Raw genomic sequence first — 18512 nt, forward strand, 5'->3', positions numbered from 1 at the left:
TTACTTTGACTGCGGATCCGAATAGCGACAGTTACACATTGAATTTACTTCATCCTATAGATGCGTTATCTAACGTGGATGTTGGGAATTTTGGTGAAGGCGAAGGCGGGATCGGTGCTAATGTATTTGTCGGTTACAATTTGGACGACGGAGCTTTTGACCTAGATTATGATGTCGTTTCTCTTGAGAATGGATATGACGTTGTATTCAGCCTAAGTGCTCGGGATAGCAACGAAGAAGCTGCTCAAGTAAGTGGCAGTAATAATGGCTTTGGTGTCGATAATCCGTCGGTAAATAAAGGTGAGACACTGATAATCAGCTATGCTCAAGCGGCTGCAGTAGCAAGTTTCGCATTCACTGGTGCTGAACAGATTTACTTTAAAGCTTATGCTGCAGACGATCAGTTGTTAGACGACGGACTTATCAGTTCGGGCGAGTTGATTTCCAACATTGGTGCTATCAGCTATGTCGAGCTGACCACATTGGATGATGGGGCTGACAAAGATGTACGCTTCCAATTAACCGGTAGTTCTGCACAGATAATTGAATCTACAATCAACGATGTTGAACTCGATTTCCAAGTGTCCGTGACAGACAGCGATGGCGACAGTGATTCTGGCTCGTTTTCAATACTTCTAAATGCGCCTGAACCTCTGTTAATAGAGGGTACTGCCAACGCTGATGAACTTCAGGGAACTGATGGTGCAGATATCATTATTGGCGGAACGGGCAACGATACTCTTATTGGGGGAGCCGGAGAAGACATCTTCACCTGGCTGGACAACACCCTGGACAACGGTACAGATGTGATTAAAGACTTCACTTTGGGTGAAGACTGGATCGATATTACCGATGTGCTGCAGGATGACGACTATGTTGATATCGATGATCTGGTTAGCATTGTCGGGGTCGAAGTAGTCGACCAAAACGTAGTTTTGACGGTGTCCGATGAAGGGGTTGAACAGACGATTGTTATCGACAACGGAGTAGAGATTTTGGGGGACTATATCGGTCCGGATAACTCATTTAATCAACTGGAAATACTGACCCAGATAATGAAAACTGACGCGGTATAATTATTAACAAATACAATGTGTTATGGCCGGTATTTATACCGGCCTTTTTTTACCCTTGGCGACCGTAATTGCGAATTTGTAAATGAGGTAGAAAAATAGTTGCCAGAGTTGTCAATTGTATGATATTTTCGCGCGCAATCTCGGAGTGATACCGAATTTATTCGGTCATCTGGGGGATACGCGTATCACGCATTCGGGCTGAGTGACGATTACGTAGGGTAGGTATCGATAAAGCCTTTTATCGATAGACGGGATACTAGATGCCGCGAAAGCAGCATACACATGGGAAACCCAACATTGAACTCATTATATAAACACACAATTATCAGCTTAGTTCTACCAGAGTGCCCTGTTTTACAAGACAGTAGCATCACTGAACCTTGATATTAGCGTTTCAATAATGTCCATCATTCATGATGGCTAGTATTCCGTACCTTTAAGACGGAAGAATTACGTGTCTCTCCAATTCATAGAGCTCAGGCTACTAGTTGGAGCGTTTAACCATTATTTCAAGGGATAACAGCAATGAGCACAGCCTTTGAAGTCGATAACAATGCTATCGCTACCACATTTTCTACCCAAGTCCCTGTAGTCGAGGGGCTATACGATCTGACTCCAGATCAAGTACTGCTTGATCAAGAGCAACATGAGTCAGAGGTGCGTTCCTATCCTCGTCGTCTGCCGATTGCGATTAAAAAAGCTTACGGTGCACTAGTGGAAGACACTCGCGGCCAGCTCTTTTTAGACTGTCTGGCAGGTGCAGGTACTCTGGCTCTGGGTTATAACCACCCAGAAATCAACCAGGCACTAAAAGAACAGCTGGATTCCGGTCTGCCATATCAGACACTGGATATCACTACCCACGCCAAAGATAAATTCATTAAGCAGGTAAAAGCGTTCTTGCCAGCCGAGTTTGCGAAAAATTCCGCTATTCAGTTCTGTGGTCCATCAGGTGCCGACGCTGTGGAAGCCGCGATCAAACTGGCCAAACAGACCACAGGCCGAAACACCATGTTTGCTTTCCGTGGTGCTTACCACGGGATGACCAACGGTACCATGGGGATGATGGGCAACCTGGGCACTAAAGCACGTCGTACCGGCTTGATGTCTGACGTTCACTTTATGCCATTCCCGTACAACCTGCGCTGTCCTTTCGGACTGGGCGGTGACGAAGGTGCCAAAGCCAGTATCCGTTATATTGAACGTCTACTGAACGACGACGAAGCGGGCATTATGAAGCCTGCGGCGATCATTGTTGAACCGGTACAAGGCGAAGGCGGTGTGATCCCGGCTCCGGCTTTCTGGCTGCGTGAGCTGCGCCGTATCTGTGATGAGCACGGCATTCTACTGATTTTTGATGAAATCCAATGTGGAGTCGGCAAGTCAGGCTACCACTTTGCTTTCGAAGAGTCCGGCATCAACCCTGATATTCTCTGCCTGTCTAAAGCTATTGGTGGCGGTCTGCCAATGTCTCTGCTGGTGTTTAATAAGTCGATTGATACCTGGAAAGCGGGTGAGCACACCGGCACTTTCCGTGGTAACCAGCTGGCGATGGTATCTGGCGCGAAAGCACTGGAAATTATCGAACGTGATGGCCTGGTTGAACATGCCAATATTGCGGGTCAGTACCTGCGTCACGGCTTGGAAAACATTCAAAAACGGGTTAACTGTATTGCCGAAGTTCGTGGCAAAGGCCTGATGCTGGGTGTCGAAATCAAAAATCCAAACGGCGAAAAGAACAAGTTTGGTGAGCCTGTGGCAGACGGTCAGCTGACTCTGGCGATTCAGCGTGCCGCTCTGGAACGTGGTCTGATGGTTGAAAAGGGTGGCCGTGAAGGCTCGGTTATCCGTTTCCTACCGCCGCTGATCATCTCGTTTGAACAGATTGATTTTGCGCTGCGTGTGATTGAAGAAGCGATTCTGGCCGCTGGCGGTAGCCTGGTTGAACCTGAAACTAACGCGGAAAAGTGGCAGCAGCACTTCATCCAGACTGGTGAATCCGGCAGTGACGAATTTGCGGCAGTAATGAACCACACCACAGCGGCGATGAAAGCGGTGTTTGAGCAAGTGAATGCACCGTATTCTGGTCTGGAGCCAAAACTGCTAGAAGCCGCGATTAACGCGGTTGATCTTGACCATAAAAACGCGCCACTGAAAAGCGTGATTGATGATGCGGCAGACTTGGTGGCGAAGAACTCCATCATAGTTCAACACCCGGATTGCATTGCTCACTTACATACTCCACCACTAATGTCAGCAGTAGCTGCAGAAGCGATGATCGCGACACTGAACCAGTCGATGGATTCCTGGGACCAGGCTTCGTCTGCCACCTATGTGGAACAGAAAGTGATTAACTGGCTGTGCGACAAATATGAGTTGGGCGAGCAAGCCGACGGTATTTTCACCAGTGGCGGTACCCAGAGCAACCAGATGGGCCTGATGCTGGCTCGTGACTGGATCGCAGATAAGTTATCTGGCCATTCTATCCAGAAACTGGGCCTGCCTGAGTACGCTGACAAGCTACGTATTGTCTGCTCAAGCAAAGCGCACTTTACTGTGCAGAAATCGGCGTCCTGGATGGGGCTGGGTGAAAAAGCGGTACTGACTGTGGATGCACACCCGAATGGTACTATGGATGTCAGCAAGCTGGATGCCGTGATCGAGCAGGCCAAAGCTGAAGGATTAATTCCATTTGCTGTCGTGGGGACCGCCGGTACTACCGACCATGGTGCGATCGATGAGCTGAACACCATAGCCGATGTGGCCGATAAACACGAAATGTGGATGCACGTTGATGGCGCTTACGGCGGTGCGTTGATTCTGAGCAGTCATAAAGGTCGCTTGCAGGGGATCGAACGCGCGGATTCGATCACGGTCGATTTCCATAAGCTGTTCTATCAAACAATCAGCTGCGGTGCCGTTCTGGTCAAAGATAAGAGTAACTTCAAGTATCTGTTGCATCATGCAGACTACCTGAACCGTGAGCACGATGAGCTGCCGAACCTGGTAGACAAATCGATCGCAACCACGAAACGTTTTGATGCGTTGAAAGTGTACATGACCATGCAGAGCGTCGGGCCTAAAGCACTGGGCGATATGTACGATCACTTGCTGGAACAGACGCTGCAAGTCGCGGATCTGGTCAGCCAGACAGACGGCTTTGAGCTGTTGGCGCAGCCAACACTGTCTACGGTGTTGTTCCGGGTGGTAAATGACGCTGCAGCCGATCAGGACAAACTGAATCAAACGGTACGATTGCAGGCCCTGACTCGAGGCGAAGCGGTACTGGGTGAAACTGTGGTGGATGGTCATTCGGCACTGAAATTTACTATTTTGAACCCTTGTTTGAAGATTTCGGACTTTGAAACTTTACTGACGAAAATTAAAAACCTAGCCGACGAGCTAGCTGGATAAGAAAGGTAACGAAACTATGGCAATTTTGCAGATTGGAGCTGGCGGTGTTGGCTGGGTAATTGCCCATAAAGCTGCACAAAACAACGATGTACTGGGCGATATCACTATCGCATCACGGACCGTGGCTAAATGTGAGAAAATTATTGAGTCGATCAAAAACAAAAATAATTTGAAAGACTCCAGTAAGAAGCTTGAAGCCCGTGCGGTGAATGCAGACGACGTGGATGCGCTGGTTGCGTTAATTAAAGAAGTCCAGCCTGATCTGGTGATTAATGCCGGTCCTCCGTGGGTCAATATGACTATTATGGAAGCCTGCTACCAGGCTAAAGTTTCGTACCTGGATACGTCGGTTGCGGTGGATCTGTGTTCAGAAGGCCAGCAAGTACCGCAAGCCTATGACTGGCAGTGGGAATATCGTGACAAGTTTAAGCAAGCGGGTATCACCGGTATTCTGGGCGCAGGCTTCGATCCGGGCGTTGTGTCAGTATTTGCGGCGTACGCGGTGAAGCACCTGTTTGATGAAATCGATACTATCGACGTCATGGACGTAAATGCCGGCGATCATGGTAAGAAATTTGCGACCAACTTTGACCCGGAAACGAACATGCTGGAAATCCAGGGTGATTCTTTCTACTGGGACCAAGGTGAGTGGAAGCAAGTGCCTTGTCACTCGCGGATGTTTGAATTTGACTTCCCTCTGGTGGGCAAACACAAAGTGTACTCAATGGCGCACGATGAAGTTCGTTCTATGAAGGAGTTTATTCCCGCGAAGCGTATCGAGTTCTGGATGGGCTTTGGTGACCGTTACCTGAATTACTTCAACTGTATGCGTGACATTGGCCTGCTGAGCCCGGATCCGGTTACGCTGCAAGACGGCACCGTGGTTCAGCCTCTGCACGTGTTAAAAGCGCTGTTGCCTGACCCAACCTCACTGGCACCGGGTTACACAGGTAAAACCTGTATCGGTACCTGGGTGCAGGGTAAAAAAGACGGTAAAGAGCGTAGCGTATTCATTTACAACAACGCTGACCATGAAGTGGCTTATGAAGATGTTGAACATCAGGCGATTTCTTACACCACAGGTGTGCCGGCCATTACCGCTGCTCTGCAGTATTTCCGCGGCAAGTGGGCGGACGCTGGTGTGTTTAACATGGAGCAGCTGGACCCGGATCCGTTCCTGGAAACCATGCCTGAAATCGGCTTGGACTGGCATGTTCAGGAGCTGGAAGTTGGCCAGCCTGATATCCAAATTCTGAAATAACTCTCAGACCGACGGTAACTATTGCCGCCAGAGAGATTAAATTGGTAACGAAAGGGAGCGCTCGCAGGCTCCCTTTTTATCTATGCATTGTTGCTGATACAGCAGACAGAGCTATCGGAACAAGAGATGACTTTGAACAAACAACAACTGAAAACCCCGTATTTTATGATTGACGAAAATAAGTTGATCGCGAATCTGGAAAAAGCCAAACAGCTGAAAGACATTTCCGGCGTGAAGCTGGTGCTGGCGCTGAAGTGTTTTTCCACCTGGGGTGTCTTTGACATCATTAAGCCTTACCTGGATGGTACAACCAGCAGCGGCCCTTATGAAGTGAAGCTGGGCTATGAAACCTTCGGGGGTGAAACTCACGCTTACAGCGTAGGTTACAGTGAGGATGACGTTCGGGAAGTCGCGGATATCTGCGACAAAATGATCTTCAACTCCCAGAGTCAGTTAGCGGCGCATCGTCACCTGATCGAAGGTAAAGCCAGCGTGGGGCTGCGTCTTAACCCTGGCGTTAGTTATGCTGGCCAGGATCTGGCCAACCCTGCACGTCGGTTTTCCCGTTTGGGTGTTCAGGCAGACCATATTCAACCTGAAGTGTTTGATAGCCTGGATGGTGTGATGTTCCACATGAACTGTGAGAACAAAGATGTCGATGCCTTCACTGCGTTGCTGGATTCGATCTCCAGTCAGTTTGGTCAATACCTGGACAAGCTGGACTGGGTCAGCTTAGGTGGCGGCGTGTTCTTTACCTGGCCAGGCTATGACATTGAAAAGCTCGGTCTGGCACTGAAAGCATTTTCTGCCAAGCATGGCGTACAGCTGTACCTGGAGCCAGGCGAAGCGATCATCACCAAAACAACCGATCTGGTGGTGAGCGTGGTCGACATTGTGGAAAATGAGAAAAAAACCGCTATCGTTGATTCTGCCACCGAAGCCCACCGTCTGGATACCTTAATTTATGACGAGCCGGCATCCATTCTGGAAGCGGATGAAAACGGTGAACACGAATATGTGATTGGCTCATGCTCCTGTCTGGCAGGGGACCAATTCTGTGTAGCTAATTTTGCCGAGCCACTAAAGATTGGCCAGAAATTACATATCATGGACAGCGCGGGCTACACCATGGTGAAACTGAACTGGTTCAATGGCCTGAGAATGCCGTCTGTTTACTGCGAACGGTCAACGGGCGAGATACAAAAACTGAACGAGTTTGATTATACCGATTTTAAACGGTCACTCTCTCAGTGGTCAGTTAAATAAACAAAAGAGCAGCCTCGGCTGCTCTTTTGTTTTGTGTATCACTCAAGGTGTAACGGAGAAGTGATTTTCTGCATCGGTTAACCTTCTACGGTTACCCGCGTATCTTCGCTCAGTGATTCCAGTTCGTCCGTGATGTCATCAATGTTAACTTCGGAAGGCAACTTGATGGCCATATTAGCAGTAAACAGGCTGGAACTGACACCGCCGCCGCCGGCGATAAATACCCGCTGGCAGTCCATATCCAGAATGCTAATACCCTGGTTATCAAGTACGTGCGTAATTTCGTTAACGATACCGGCGCGGTCGTTGGAATCGAGTCGTATCTGGTAAATGGTATCAGTCTGGTGCTGCGTCGCGTCTGAGTCGACAATCTGCACCAACAGATCCGGCTGGGCCAGAAAGGCATCTTTGACTATTTGCTCATTAGCTGTGGGGAGCTCTACCTTAATAACAGCCGCGACCTGCTGTTCAATAAAGTTGACCTTACTAATTAACCATTTGCCCCCGTTTTCATGGGTGAGCGCCGCCAGTTCTTTAATGGTTGCTGGAGTTGCTTTCCCTACAAAGTTTACGATAAAGGTACTAATCATAACCGCCTCCTAAAATCAGCGTGCGCTAGATAATTGATAATCAGATAGTTTTAATTTCAGTGTAGAAGCTATCTGCTACCAAGGTTTGACTGGGGTCAATTTTCTGCCTAAATGGTTTTGTTTGTATTGGATAATCTTAGATGCGGCACAAAATGCGGCCAATCGGCGACCCCTTGCCGCGTGCTAGAAAGCGGAGGGGGCCGAGAGGCAATTAACCGTTGTAGCGCTCTGCGAATCACAACCGTATTCAAGATGGTATAAAACGGGATGAAAGCTGGAGTGTTGGTAGCTCGATGCCGTGAGTACTGATCATTGGTACTATATTCAGCAGCACTTTCCCTAGCCACAAAATTTAGCGTAAAGTAAAGGCATAACAATTGCTTTGTAATGACCATAACATACTGGGTGGCAAACACATTCCAGTGATTCTTTCGAGTGGCCAGGCTAAGACAAGAAACAGGAAAACGAGATGTTAAAAATAGCGATGTTAAGCACAGGGGAAGAAGTGCTCCACGGCGATATAGTCGATACTAATGCTGCCTGGTTATCACGGCTGTTTTTCGAACAAGGCTTGTCTTTAAGCAAACGTTCGACCGTGGGTGACAATTTTAATGCTCTGGTCGAAGAGTTAATGATGCTGAGCTTTAACAGTCAGGTGGTTATCGTCAATGGCGGGCTTGGACCAACCAGTGATGATTTGAGCGCTGAAGCGGCAGCCCGTGCAGCAGACGTGGAATTACAGCTGAACCAGCAATGGTTACAGGAACTGGAAGCCTTTTTTGCCGGGCGAGGCAAGCCGATGCCGGAAAGCAATCGCAAGCAAGCGATGTTACCAGCCGGTTCTGTCATGCTGGATAACCCGATTGGCACCGCATGCGGGTTTAAAATGACCATTAACGACTGTGTATTTTATTTTACCCCGGGCGTACCGAAAGAATTTAAGCTGATGGTCGAGCAGGTAATTATTCCTGACCTTAAATCCAGTCACCCTGATACGGACGGACAGGCTTGCAGCCGTTTGTATACGCTGGGCTCTTCTGAATCGGCCTTATCGGACAAGCTTGATAAACTGGAACTGCCAGAAGGGTATCAGATTGGCTATCGCTCCTATTTGCCGTTTATCGAAGTGAAACTGTTCGGGCCTAAAGAGGATCTCGACAACCGGGTCAAACTAGCCCAGCTTATCTTTAGTCTCATCGAACCTTATGTGGTCAGCGTGGACGAACCTATGGTCAGCCACTTAGGGCATTTAATTGCCGATAAAAAGCAGTCAATTGCCATTTCCGAGCAGTCGACTCAGGGGTGGTTGTGTAACTGGCTGCACTCCGATCCAAACGCTCAGTCGTATTGTGGTCATGGCTGGGTATTGGGCAGTCAGGTCGATCTGGGTGAACACGAACAAGACTCTCTGGCGGCCGTTTTCGCTCTGGCCGGGGCGACGCGCGAGAAGTGTGCCACCGATATCGCTGTAGTGACGGGTAAACTGCACGGCGATAGCTTTGCCGTTGCCATTTCTACCAGCCAGGGAGAGTGGGGGAAAAGGTTCAGCTTCCGGCGTAAACTCAGCGCTGCCGAGCAAAAGGAGCTCATCGGTACCGTTGCCGGCGACATGTTGCGACGCTATTTGGCCGGCAAAGCCATTTTTGCCCACTACAGCGCACTAGAAAGTGACAAAGAGATGCACGTGCCTTCCAGTGCAATTTCACAATAATAAGATTGATTGAAGTCTATACATGGTCTACATGACAACCGCATGAATATGCACCTTATATTCAGTTAGAGATCGACCTGGGTGCTTATAATAAAATTGTCTAAACCTAAGTTGATGATTTACAAGTAGGCAGTCAGATTTGGTTAAAAAACAATCTGGCTTTTAGCCAAATAGCAAGTACACTAAAAATTCGTTGGAGTGCTTGCAAGGAGGCTGACATGTTCCATCAATCCAAAATTTTGGTCTGGTACAAGGTAGCAAGTCAAAAAGTTGTTTTAGGAGAGGCATTTAATACGGATCATTGCGATGTACTGTCGTTGTGGCTTCACGCGCCAGAAGACAGCGCGACTGCCGGGTACCAAGGGTATCGCTTATCTCTGTTTGATGATGACGGCCGGGAGATTGCTGATAAGCCAGTATCCATGCTTACTGCAGACCGATTTCTTACCGGATTGAATTAAGCCAGCCCTAAGGCTGGCCTAAATTAGAATTATTCTCAAAAGCGCATAATTATGCGCTTTTTTCTTTCAGGCTGTAGGCGACGTTGTGGATTTCAATATCCGTTACCGCCCGGCAGATACAGGGCAGGATCTCTTCTGCTTCCGTATAGGCCATAGCAAAACCAACGTACTCGACTTCACCCGTAACCAACTTACATCGACAGGCACCACAGTGCCCGTCACGACAATGGTATTCAGGTTCGAGGCCAGCGTTTTCCATCGTCTCCAACAAGGTATTGGATGGATTCGATTCGATAGCCGTCAAGCCGTTGATTTTTATTCGAGGCATTAGAGTTCGAAGCCCTCAAAGTCATCGCCGCTGACTTCGTTGTCAATCTGGCCAACCAGGTATGAGCTGATTTCTGCTTCCTGAGGCGCAACCTGCACGTTATCAGACGATAACCAGGCGTTAATCCACGGAATAGGGTTAGACGTTGACTCCGGGTATGCCACTGGTAACCCAACGGCCTGCATACGAATATTGGTAATATACTCGACGTACTGGCACAGGATATCGCGGTTCAGACCGATCATAGAGCCGTCTTTAAACAGGTATTCAGCCCACTCTTTCTCTTGTTCCGCTGCCGCTTTAAACAGGTCAAAGCACTCCTGTTTACACTCTTCGGCGATTTGCATGAAAGAGAAATCATCCTGACCATTACGCAGCAGGTTGATCATATGCTGAGTACCGGACAGGTGCAGCGCTTCATCACGGGCAATCAGTTTGATGATTTTTGCGTTACCTTCCATCAGTTCACGTTCGGCAAACGCAAATGAGCAGGCGAAGCTAACATAAAAACGGATCGCTTCCAGAGCGTTAACCGACATCAGGCACAGGTAAAGCTTTTTCTTCAGCTCAGTCAGGCTCACAGTGACGGTTTCGCCGTTGATCTGATGTTCGCCCTCGCCGTAGCGGTGGTAGTCGTTAGTTAGCTTGATCAGATCATCGTAGTAATGGGCGATGTCCTTGGCGCGTTTCAGAATATGCTCGTTCTCAACGATATCGTCGAAGACTACCGCCGGATCATTCACAATGTTGCGAATAATGTGGGTATAAGAGCGCGAGTGAATGGTTTCTGAGAACGACCAGGTTTCTATCCAGGTTTCAACTTCAGGCAACGATACCAGAGGCAATAGCGCCACGTTCGGGCTGCGGCCCTGAATAGAATCGAGCAGAGTCTGATACTTCAGGTTAGAAATGAAAATGTGCTTTTCATGATCCGGTAGTTTGTTGTAGTCGATGCGGTCGCTCGACACGTCAACTTCTTCCGGACGCCAGAAAAACGATAACTGCTTCTCGATCAGCTTCTCGAAAATCTCGAACTTCTGCTGGTCGTAACGTGCAACGTTGACCGGCTGACCCAGAAACATAGGTTCTTTCAGCTGGTCATTTTTGGTTTGGGTAAAAGTACTATAAGCCATATTGCCTCAATTCCTTTTTTGCTCCCCGCTGAGCAGGGAGCGCTATATTCTGTGGAAACCGTGACCGGTAAAAGTCAGGTTAGATCTTACAGCCGCCGCCGGCACAATCATCGTCTTGTACCTGGACCGAATCTTTCTGGTCATCTTTGGCACCATCACGGGTGTTGTGATAGTACAGAGTTTTGACGCCAAACTTGTAGGCCGTCAGCAGATCCTGCAGCAGTTTTTTCATCGGAACTTTGCCCGACTCATATTTGCTTGGGTCATAGTTGGTGTTGGCCGAGATAGACTGATCAACAAACTTCTGCATGATACCCACCAGGTGCAGGTAGCCATCGTTCGAGCCGATGTTCCACAGCAACTCATAGTTGTCTTTATATTCGGTAAACTCTGGCACCACCTGCTTCAGAATGCCGTCTTTAGATGCTTTAACCGAGACATAGCCACGAGGCGGTTCAATACCGTTAGTTGCGTTGGAAATCTGTGAAGACGTTTCCGAAGGCATCAGTGCAGTCAGAGTTGAGTTACGCAAACCGTGTTGCATGATTTCCTGACGCAGACCATCCCAGTCGTAGTGCAGCGGTTCATCACAAATTTTGTCGAGATCTTTCTTATAGGTGTCGACCGGCATCAAGCCTTTAGCGTAGTTGGTTTCATCAAATGCAGGGCACTTACCTTGCTCTTTGGCCAGCGCAACCGATGCTTTCAGCAGGTAATACTGCATGGCTTCAAAGGTGCGGTGAGTCAAACCATTTGCACTTCCGTCAGAATATTTCACGCCGTTTTTCGCCAGGTAGTAAGCGTAGTTGATCACGCCCACACCCAGGGTACGACGGTTCATGGTTGAACGGTACGCGGCAGGCAGAGGATAGTCCTGGTAATCCAGCAGTGCGTCCAGCGCACGTACGACCAGGTCAGCCAGTTCTTCAAAATCGTCCAGGTGGTTGATGGCACCCAGGTTAAATGCAGACAGCGTGCATAGGGCGATTTCACCCTGCTCGTCTTCTACATTGCTCAGTGGTTTGGTCGGCAGTGCAATTTCCAGGCACAGATTAGACTGACGAACCGGAGCCACTTCAGCATCAAACGGGCTATGGGTGTTACAGTGATCAACGTTCTGAATGTAAATACGGCCGGTTGAAGCGCGTTCTTGCATCAGTAGTGAGAAGATCTCAATTGCTTTCACTGTGGTTCGCTTGATCGAAGGATCGTTTTCGTATTTGACGTACAGACGTTCGAACTCGTCCTGGTTCTGGAAGAACGCGTCGTACAGGCCAGGGACATCCGACGGAGAGAACAGCGAAATGTTGCCACCGTCAATCAGACGCTGATACATGGTTCTGTTCAGCTGCACGCCATAGTCCATGTGGCGAACCCGGTTTTCTTCGACACCGCGGTTGTTTTTCAGCACCAGAAGAGATTGTGCTTCGCCGTGCCACAATGGGTAGAACACTGTCGCCGCGCCACCACGAACACCGCCTTGAGAGCAGCATTTAACCGCAGTCTGGAAATACTTGTAGAACGGAATACAACCGGTATGGAATGCTTCACCACCGCGAATCTCGGAACCAAGAGCACGGATTCGGCCGGCGTTGATACCGATACCTGCCCGTTGGGAAACATAGCGAACGATTGAACTTGCCGTTGCGTTGATGGAATCCAGGCTATCGCCACACTCGATCAGTACGCATGAGCTGAACTGACGGGTAGGGGTACGCACACCGGACATAATCGGAGTCGGCAATGAAATCTTGAACGTTGAGGTTGCGTCGTAGAATCGCTTTACGTAATCCAGACGCGTCTCTTTCGGATAGTTGGCAAACAGGCACGCTGACACCAAAATGTACAGAAACTGTGCGCTTTCGTAAATTTGCCCGGTAACCCGGTTCTGGACGAAGTATTTACCTTCCAGCTGTTTCACCGCAGCGTAAGAGAAGTTCAGATCACGCTTATGATCGATGTAGCTGTTCAGTTCATCCAGTTCGGCCTTGGTGTAGTCTTCCAGCAAGTGCTTGTCATACTTACCCATGTCGACCATGCGAGCGATGTGAGTATAGAGCGACGGAGGCTCATACTCACCGTAAGCTTTCTTGCGTAAATGGAACACAGCCAGGCGAGCTGCCAGATATTGGTAATCTGGCGTCTCTTCTGAAATCAAATCTGCGGCGGATTTAATAATGGTCTCATGGATATCTGACGTTGTAATACCATCGTAGAACTGAATATGAGCTTTCAGTTCTACCTGAGATACAGAAACATTGTTCAGACCTTCCGCTGCCCAAGTGATCACTCGGTGGATCTTGTCCAGATCAATAGTTTCTTTGCGACCATCACGCTTTGTAACGGTTAATTGTTGGTTCATTCTGCTTCATTTCCCTAACAAATCGGATAAAAGCCGTATTTTTCTTTAATTATAAGTAACAGGCTGCCGGCTTTGTGTTCAAAGTCTGTCTATATATTGTAGTAGAAACACAAGATATAGGGGCTTCGTATAATTCGAGTTACAAGATAGTGCTAGTTCCAAACCTTTTCAAGGAACAGATCTTGGATGACTTGTGGATAACTATCAAAAATAAAAAACAGTTAGTAGATACTAACCGATGACTATAGGGCAGGTTTGACGATAGAAAATTACGGTTTTGGGATTGGTTTAAACGTAACCCACAATCAAAAAAAATTTCTTGATCTTTATGCCAAATTGATCGGCCAAAAGTCGCTGTTTAATGCACCAGCAAGTGGCGGTAATTTATACAATTTATCGGATGAAGAAACAGGCGATGTGGATCACATCGCCAAAGAGAGAAAGGTTAACTTTTCACAGTATGTACGATGTAGTTCACATCGACTTTTTGGCCCAGTTTATAGCTGTCGGTGAGAGGATTGTAATGCAATCCAGTGATACCGTGTTCGACCAGGTCGGTTTGGTCTATCATCCGAATCAGTTCTGAAGGGCGAATAAACTTCTCATGATCGTGGGTGCCTTCGGGAACAATCCGTAGCAGCTTTTCCGCCCCGACAATGGCAAACAGGTAAGACTTAAAGTTTCGATTCAGGGTAGAGAAAAATACGTGCCCATTAGGCTTAACCAGGCGGGCACACGCTTGCACGACCGACAGCGGGTCAGGCACGTGTTCCAGCATCTCCATACAGGTTACCACATCGTAGTGGTGAGGAAACTGCTCAGCATGGTCTTCAATGGTGCTCTGGATATAGTCCAGTTTGGTCCCGGTTTCCAGCGCGTGCAGGCGAGCGACTTCCAGTGGCTCTTTGCCCATATCGAGACCGGTGACTACCGCGCCTTGCTGAGCCATACTTTCAGCCAAAATGCCACCACCACAGCCCACGTCTAAGGCCGTTTTTCCAAATAAACCATCGGCTTTATCCATCACGTAATGCAGCCTCAGCGGGTTGATCTGGTGTAGCGGTTTAAATTCGCCTTCCAGGTCCCACCAACGAGACGCCATATCTTCAAATTTTTTAATTTCATTCGGATCGACATTCTGCGATTTGGTCATGTGTACTTTTCTCTTTGGCCGGGATTGTCTCTGTTGCGGGCATTATAACCGTTCTCATACTCAAGACCAGATTTTCCCCATTCTTGACGAAGATTTGGATAAAAAATAGCCCAAATTCAGTCGGCTAGGTCCAATATGTTTAATTTGTCGGCGTTTGATTCCCTACCAAGCTCACAACCTGATAAAAGGAGAGGGAAAGTAATGCCGAAGCTTGGAAAACTGTGTTATATTTTTGCACCTTACACGTATTGTACATACGATCTAAAAATAGAGGGATATTGGCTCTATGAGCGATCTAGCTAAAGAGATCACGCCCGTAAACATTGAAGATGAGCTTCGAGGTTCTTACCTGGACTATGCGATGTCAGTTATCGTTGGTCGTGCTCTTCCGGATGTGCGTGATGGCCTGAAACCTGTTCACCGCCGCGTTCTGTTCGCGATGAACGTTCTAGGCAACGATTGGAACAAACCATATAAAAAATCCGCCCGTGTTGTTGGTGACGTAATCGGTAAATATCACCCTCATGGTGATAGCGCAGTTTACGATACCATCGTACGTATGGCTCAGCCGTTCTCCCTGCGTTACATGCTGGTCGATGGCCAAGGTAACTTCGGCTCAATCGATGGTGACTCCGCAGCGGCAATGCGTTATACCGAAGTTCGAATGGCCAAAATGGCGCATGAACTGCTGGCTGACTTGGATAAAGAGACCGTCGATTACGTTCCAAACTATGACGGTACTGAGCAGATTCCTGCAGTACTTCCAACCAAAGTTCCTAACCTGCTGGTCAACGGTTCCTCCGGTATCGCGGTCGGCATGGCAACCAACATTCCACCTCATAACCTGGGTGAAGTTATCGATGGCTGTCTGGCCTATATCAATAACGAAGCGATCACCATTGATGAGTTGATGGAATACATTCCCGGACCGGATTTCCCGACAGCGGCGCTGATCAGTGGCCGAAAAGGTATTGTTGACGCGTATAAAACCGGTCGCGGCAAAATCTATATGCGTTCCAAAGCGGAGATTGAAGCGGACAAGAATGGCAAAGAGACCATTATTGTCACTGAAATTCCGTACCAGGTGAACAAAGCCCGCCTGATAGAAAAAATTGCCGAGCTGGTTAAAGATAAGAAAGTCGAAGGCATCAGTGCGCTGCGTGACGAGTCTGATAAAGACGGCATGCGCATCGTCATCGAATGTAAGCGTGATGCGGTGGGCGAGGTTGTGCTTAACAATCTGTACGCCAATACACAGCTACAGACGACTTTCGGCATCAACATGGTGGCACTGAATAACGGTCAGCCACAGTTGTTCAACCTGAAAGATATGCTGAAATGCTTCGTCGACCATCGTCGCGAAGTGGTGACCCGTCGTACCATCTTTGAATTGCGTAAAGCGCGTGAACGAGCCCATATTCTGGAAGGTTTGGCGCTGGCTCTGGCCAACATCGACGAAATCATCGAACTGATTCGCCGGGCACCAACACCAGCAGAAGCAAAAGTTGGCCTGATGGCTCGCGGCTGGGACTTGGGTAACGTTGCGGCAATGCTGGAACGCGCCGGTACTGACGCGGCTCGTCCAGAGTGGCTGGAACCACAATATGGTATTCGTGATGGTCAGTACTTCCTGACAGAGCAGCAAGCCCAGGCGATTTTGGAATTGCGTCTGCACCGTCTGACCGGTCTGGAACATGAGAAAATTCTCGACGAATATAAAGAGCTGTTGGATGTAATTGCTGAACTGATGCACATTCTGGCCAGCACTGAACGTCTGATGGAAGTCATCTGTGAAGAGTTGGAAGCGGTTCGCAATGGTTACGGTGACGCACGTCGCACTGAAATTACCGCAGCCAGCCATGATATCGATCTGGAAGAGCTGATTGCTCGTGAAGATGTTGTGGTTACCCTGTCTCACGAAGGTTATGTGAAATACCAACTGCTGAGTGACTATGAATCTCAGCGTCGTGGCGGTAAAGGTAAGAGCGCAACCCGGATGAAAGATGAAGACTACATTGAGCGTCTTCTGGTGGCGAATACCCACGACAATATCTTGTGCTTCTCGACGCGTGGTAAGACCTATCGTCTGAAAGTGTACCAGTTGCCTCAGGCGACCCGAACTGCTCGTGGTAAACCGATTGTGAATATTCTGCCGCTGGAAGAGGGTGAGCGCATCACCGCGATTCTGCCGGTGGACGAATTCTCTGAAGATAAGTTCATCTTTATGGCAACCGGTGACGGCACCGTGAAGAAGACCTCTTTGGATCAGTTTGCCAATGTACGTTCTAATGGTCTGATTGCGGTTAACCTGCGTGAAGATGACTCTCTGATCGGCGTGGATATTACCAGTGGTGACAGCGACATCATGCTGTTCTCCAAAGCGGGTAAAGTGGTTCGCTTTAATGAACAGCAAGTCCGTGCCATGGGCCGTACTGCCGCCGGTGTTCGTGGTATGAAGCTAAGCGGTGACGATCAAGTCGTATCTTTGATTGTTCCAGCCAATGAAGGCGATATCCTGACGGTGACGGAAAACGGTTATGGTAAGCGTACCATTCTGTCTGAATATCCGGCGAAGAGCCGTGCCACTCAAGGTGTTGTTTCCATTAAAGTATCTGAACGTAACGGTAACGTTGTCGGTGCGGTACAGGTGGAAGAAGGTGATGAAATGATGATGATCACCAACGCCGGTACTCTGGTACGAACTCGTGTTGCAGAAGTTAGCCAGGTAGGCCGAAATACTCAGGGCGTTACGCTGATCAGAACATCTGAAGGTGAACTGGTAGTTGGCCTGCAGCGAATCGATGAAGTTGAAGAAGCATTGTTGGAAGAGGCCGAACTGGACTCAGAACAGCAGGGTGAAACAACAGATGCTCCGCAGCAACCAACAGAAGATTCTGGCTCGGACGAGCAAGAATAACTCTGTAGAAGATGCAAAAAACCGAGTCAGATGACTCGGTTTTTTTATTGCTCTAATTCAATACTGCAATGAAGAGTGATTAGTGCCAGACCACAACTATTTTCTGTGGCTGATTAATATCAATGTCGACTCACACGTGCTTAGTAATGCTGCCCAGCTCCAATACCGGTGCTACATCGATATCTTCAGCATTCATCATTGATGAAATTCGTTGTACCGATGACAGCAGTAAAGACTGCTCCCACTCGTCCAGTTTCTGAAACTTATTGATAAAGCTCTGTTGCAGCGGCATTGGGGCATCTTGCAACAGTGTTTGGCCACGTTCGGTGAGATGTGCGTGCACTTTACGTTTATCTGACTGGCTGCGGACACGAACTACCAGACCACTTTTCTCTAACCTGTCCAGTATGGTAGTTGCCGTCGCTTGGCTCATGTTGGTGTGTACTGACAACTGCTTGATGGTTACTTCGCCCAGTTCCCGGATGGAACGCATCAAGATCAATTGTGGCCCCGTCAGGCCGGACTCTTTACTGAGCTTCTTTGAATGGAGGTCAATCGCGCGGATTATCTGCCGCAGTGACACCAAAACTTCTTCATGTTTTTCCAAGCTAATACCTAATGTGTCGCTGTATCTAGGGTGATCATGGCGAAAATACATCAATTCCTAAATGAATAAAAGTAGCAAATCTTGACTATGAGAATATGCCGCTTTTTTCCTGTTCTGGAACGAATAATTCATGCTACTAAAAATCGTTTAACGATTCGAGTACTAACAAATATCTTATAATTATAGTGAAATTTTCTGTATAAAATTTGGTCAAATGCTCAACTATTAATAAA

Annotated in this window: 13 protein-coding genes; 7 read left to right on the forward strand and 6 right to left on the reverse strand. The window is 48.2% G+C overall.

Features of this window, described 5'->3' with window-relative positions; all coding sequences use genetic code 11:
• The 4 genes from ACQY6F_RS12890 to nspC form a co-directional block, all read left to right on the forward strand.
• Nucleotides 1-1076, forward strand: a 1076-nt coding sequence (locus ACQY6F_RS12890; RefSeq protein ID WP_428774911.1) for a M10 family metallopeptidase C-terminal domain-containing protein, incomplete at its 5' end; no start/stop codon positions are given.
• 525 nt (nt 1077-1601) lie between these two features.
• Nucleotides 1602-4490, forward strand: a complete 2889-nt coding sequence (locus ACQY6F_RS12895; RefSeq protein ID WP_428774913.1) for a pyridoxal phosphate-dependent class III aminotransferase — start codon at nt 1602-1604, stop codon at nt 4488-4490.
• 16 nt (nt 4491-4506) lie between these two features.
• A complete protein-coding gene (locus ACQY6F_RS12900) occupies nt 4507-5751 on the forward strand; it encodes a carboxynorspermidine synthase (protein WP_428774915.1) in 1245 nt (414 codons plus the stop codon).
• A gap of 132 nt (nt 5752-5883) precedes the next feature.
• Entirely contained in the window at nt 5884-7017 is a 1134-nt protein-coding gene (gene nspC / locus ACQY6F_RS12905; RefSeq protein ID WP_428774944.1) for a carboxynorspermidine decarboxylase, read from the forward strand.
• Between the two features lie 77 nt (nt 7018-7094).
• Here the strand turns inward: nspC and ACQY6F_RS12910 are convergent, their stop codons facing one another.
• On the reverse strand, nt 7095-7607 hold the full coding sequence (locus tag ACQY6F_RS12910) for a glycine cleavage system protein R (protein ID WP_428774916.1): 513 nt from the start codon (nt 7605-7607) through the stop codon (nt 7095-7097).
• Nucleotides 7608-8076: 469 nt separating this feature from the next.
• On the opposite strand from ACQY6F_RS12910, the gene ACQY6F_RS12915 reads away from it, so the two are divergent.
• Nucleotides 8077-9318, forward strand: coding sequence for a CinA family nicotinamide mononucleotide deamidase-related protein (locus ACQY6F_RS12915; RefSeq protein WP_428774917.1), 1242 nt, complete (start codon nt 8077-8079; stop codon nt 9316-9318).
• Nucleotides 9319-9536: 218 nt separating this feature from the next.
• Nucleotides 9537-9779, forward strand: coding sequence for a hypothetical protein (locus ACQY6F_RS12920; protein WP_428774919.1), 243 nt, complete (start codon nt 9537-9539; stop codon nt 9777-9779).
• Nucleotides 9780-9828: 49 nt separating this feature from the next.
• On the opposite strand, the gene yfaE is transcribed toward ACQY6F_RS12920, so the two are convergent.
• The 4 genes from yfaE to ubiG form a co-directional block, all read right to left on the reverse strand.
• Nucleotides 9829-10107, reverse strand: coding sequence for a class I ribonucleotide reductase maintenance protein YfaE (gene yfaE, locus ACQY6F_RS12925; RefSeq protein WP_428774920.1), 279 nt, complete (start codon nt 10105-10107; stop codon nt 9829-9831).
• On the reverse strand, nt 10107-11240 hold the full coding sequence (gene nrdB, locus ACQY6F_RS12930; protein ID WP_428774922.1) for a class Ia ribonucleoside-diphosphate reductase subunit beta: 1134 nt from the start codon (nt 11238-11240) through the stop codon (nt 10107-10109). Before nrdB ends, yfaE begins: the two co-directional genes overlap by 1 nt.
• A 79-nt stretch (nt 11241-11319) precedes the next feature.
• On the reverse strand, nt 11320-13602 hold the full coding sequence (nrdA, locus tag ACQY6F_RS12935) for a class 1a ribonucleoside-diphosphate reductase subunit alpha (protein ID WP_428774924.1): 2283 nt from the start codon (nt 13600-13602) through the stop codon (nt 11320-11322).
• A gap of 445 nt (nt 13603-14047) precedes the next feature.
• The gene (ubiG, locus tag ACQY6F_RS12940) at nt 14048-14755 is read right to left on the reverse strand and encodes a bifunctional 2-polyprenyl-6-hydroxyphenol methylase/3-demethylubiquinol 3-O-methyltransferase UbiG (RefSeq protein WP_428774926.1); all 708 of its coding nucleotides are present in this window, start codon (nt 14753-14755) and stop codon (nt 14048-14050) included.
• A gap of 286 nt (nt 14756-15041) precedes the next feature.
• Between ubiG and gyrA the strand changes: the two genes are divergently transcribed.
• The gene (gyrA, locus tag ACQY6F_RS12945; protein WP_428774928.1) at nt 15042-17672 is read left to right on the forward strand and encodes a DNA gyrase subunit A; all 2631 of its coding nucleotides are present in this window, start codon (nt 15042-15044) and stop codon (nt 17670-17672) included.
• A gap of 130 nt (nt 17673-17802) precedes the next feature.
• On the opposite strand, the gene ACQY6F_RS12950 is transcribed toward gyrA, so the two are convergent.
• Nucleotides 17803-18279 (reverse strand): MarR family winged helix-turn-helix transcriptional regulator, encoded by a 477-nt coding sequence (locus ACQY6F_RS12950; RefSeq protein ID WP_428774930.1) that lies wholly within the window; start codon nt 18277-18279, stop codon nt 17803-17805.
• Nucleotides 18280-18512 lie beyond the last annotated feature (233 nt).

Origin of the sequence: Vibrio sp. (assembly GCF_050299255.1) — a bacterium.
Taxonomy (GTDB): domain Bacteria; phylum Pseudomonadota; class Gammaproteobacteria; order Enterobacterales; family Vibrionaceae; genus Vibrio.

Bases quoted from the DNA above. Each gene is read 5' to 3' on its own strand.
- ACQY6F_RS12895 (WP_428774913.1), top strand. From the start codon at position 1,602: ATGAGCACAGCCTTTGAAGTCGATAACAATGCTATCGCTACCACATTT.
- ACQY6F_RS12900 (WP_428774915.1), top strand. From the start codon at position 4,507: ATGGCAATTTTGCAGATTGGAGCTGGCGGTGTTGGCTGGGTAATTGCC.
- ACQY6F_RS12910 (WP_428774916.1), bottom strand. From the start codon at position 7,607: ATGATTAGTACCTTTATCGTAAACTTTGTAGGGAAAGCAACTCCAGCA.
- ACQY6F_RS12915 (WP_428774917.1), top strand. From the start codon at position 8,077: ATGTTAAAAATAGCGATGTTAAGCACAGGGGAAGAAGTGCTCCACGGC.
- ACQY6F_RS12920 (WP_428774919.1), top strand. From the start codon at position 9,537: ATGTTCCATCAATCCAAAATTTTGGTCTGGTACAAGGTAGCAAGTCAA.
- yfaE (WP_428774920.1), bottom strand. From the start codon at position 10,107: ATGCCTCGAATAAAAATCAACGGCTTGACGGCTATCGAATCGAATCCA.
- nrdB (WP_428774922.1), bottom strand. From the start codon at position 11,240: ATGGCTTATAGTACTTTTACCCAAACCAAAAATGACCAGCTGAAAGAA.
- nrdA (WP_428774924.1), bottom strand. From the start codon at position 13,602: ATGAACCAACAATTAACCGTTACAAAGCGTGATGGTCGCAAAGAAACT.
- ubiG (WP_428774926.1), bottom strand. From the start codon at position 14,755: ATGACCAAATCGCAGAATGTCGATCCGAATGAAATTAAAAAATTTGAA.
- gyrA (WP_428774928.1), top strand. From the start codon at position 15,042: ATGAGCGATCTAGCTAAAGAGATCACGCCCGTAAACATTGAAGATGAG.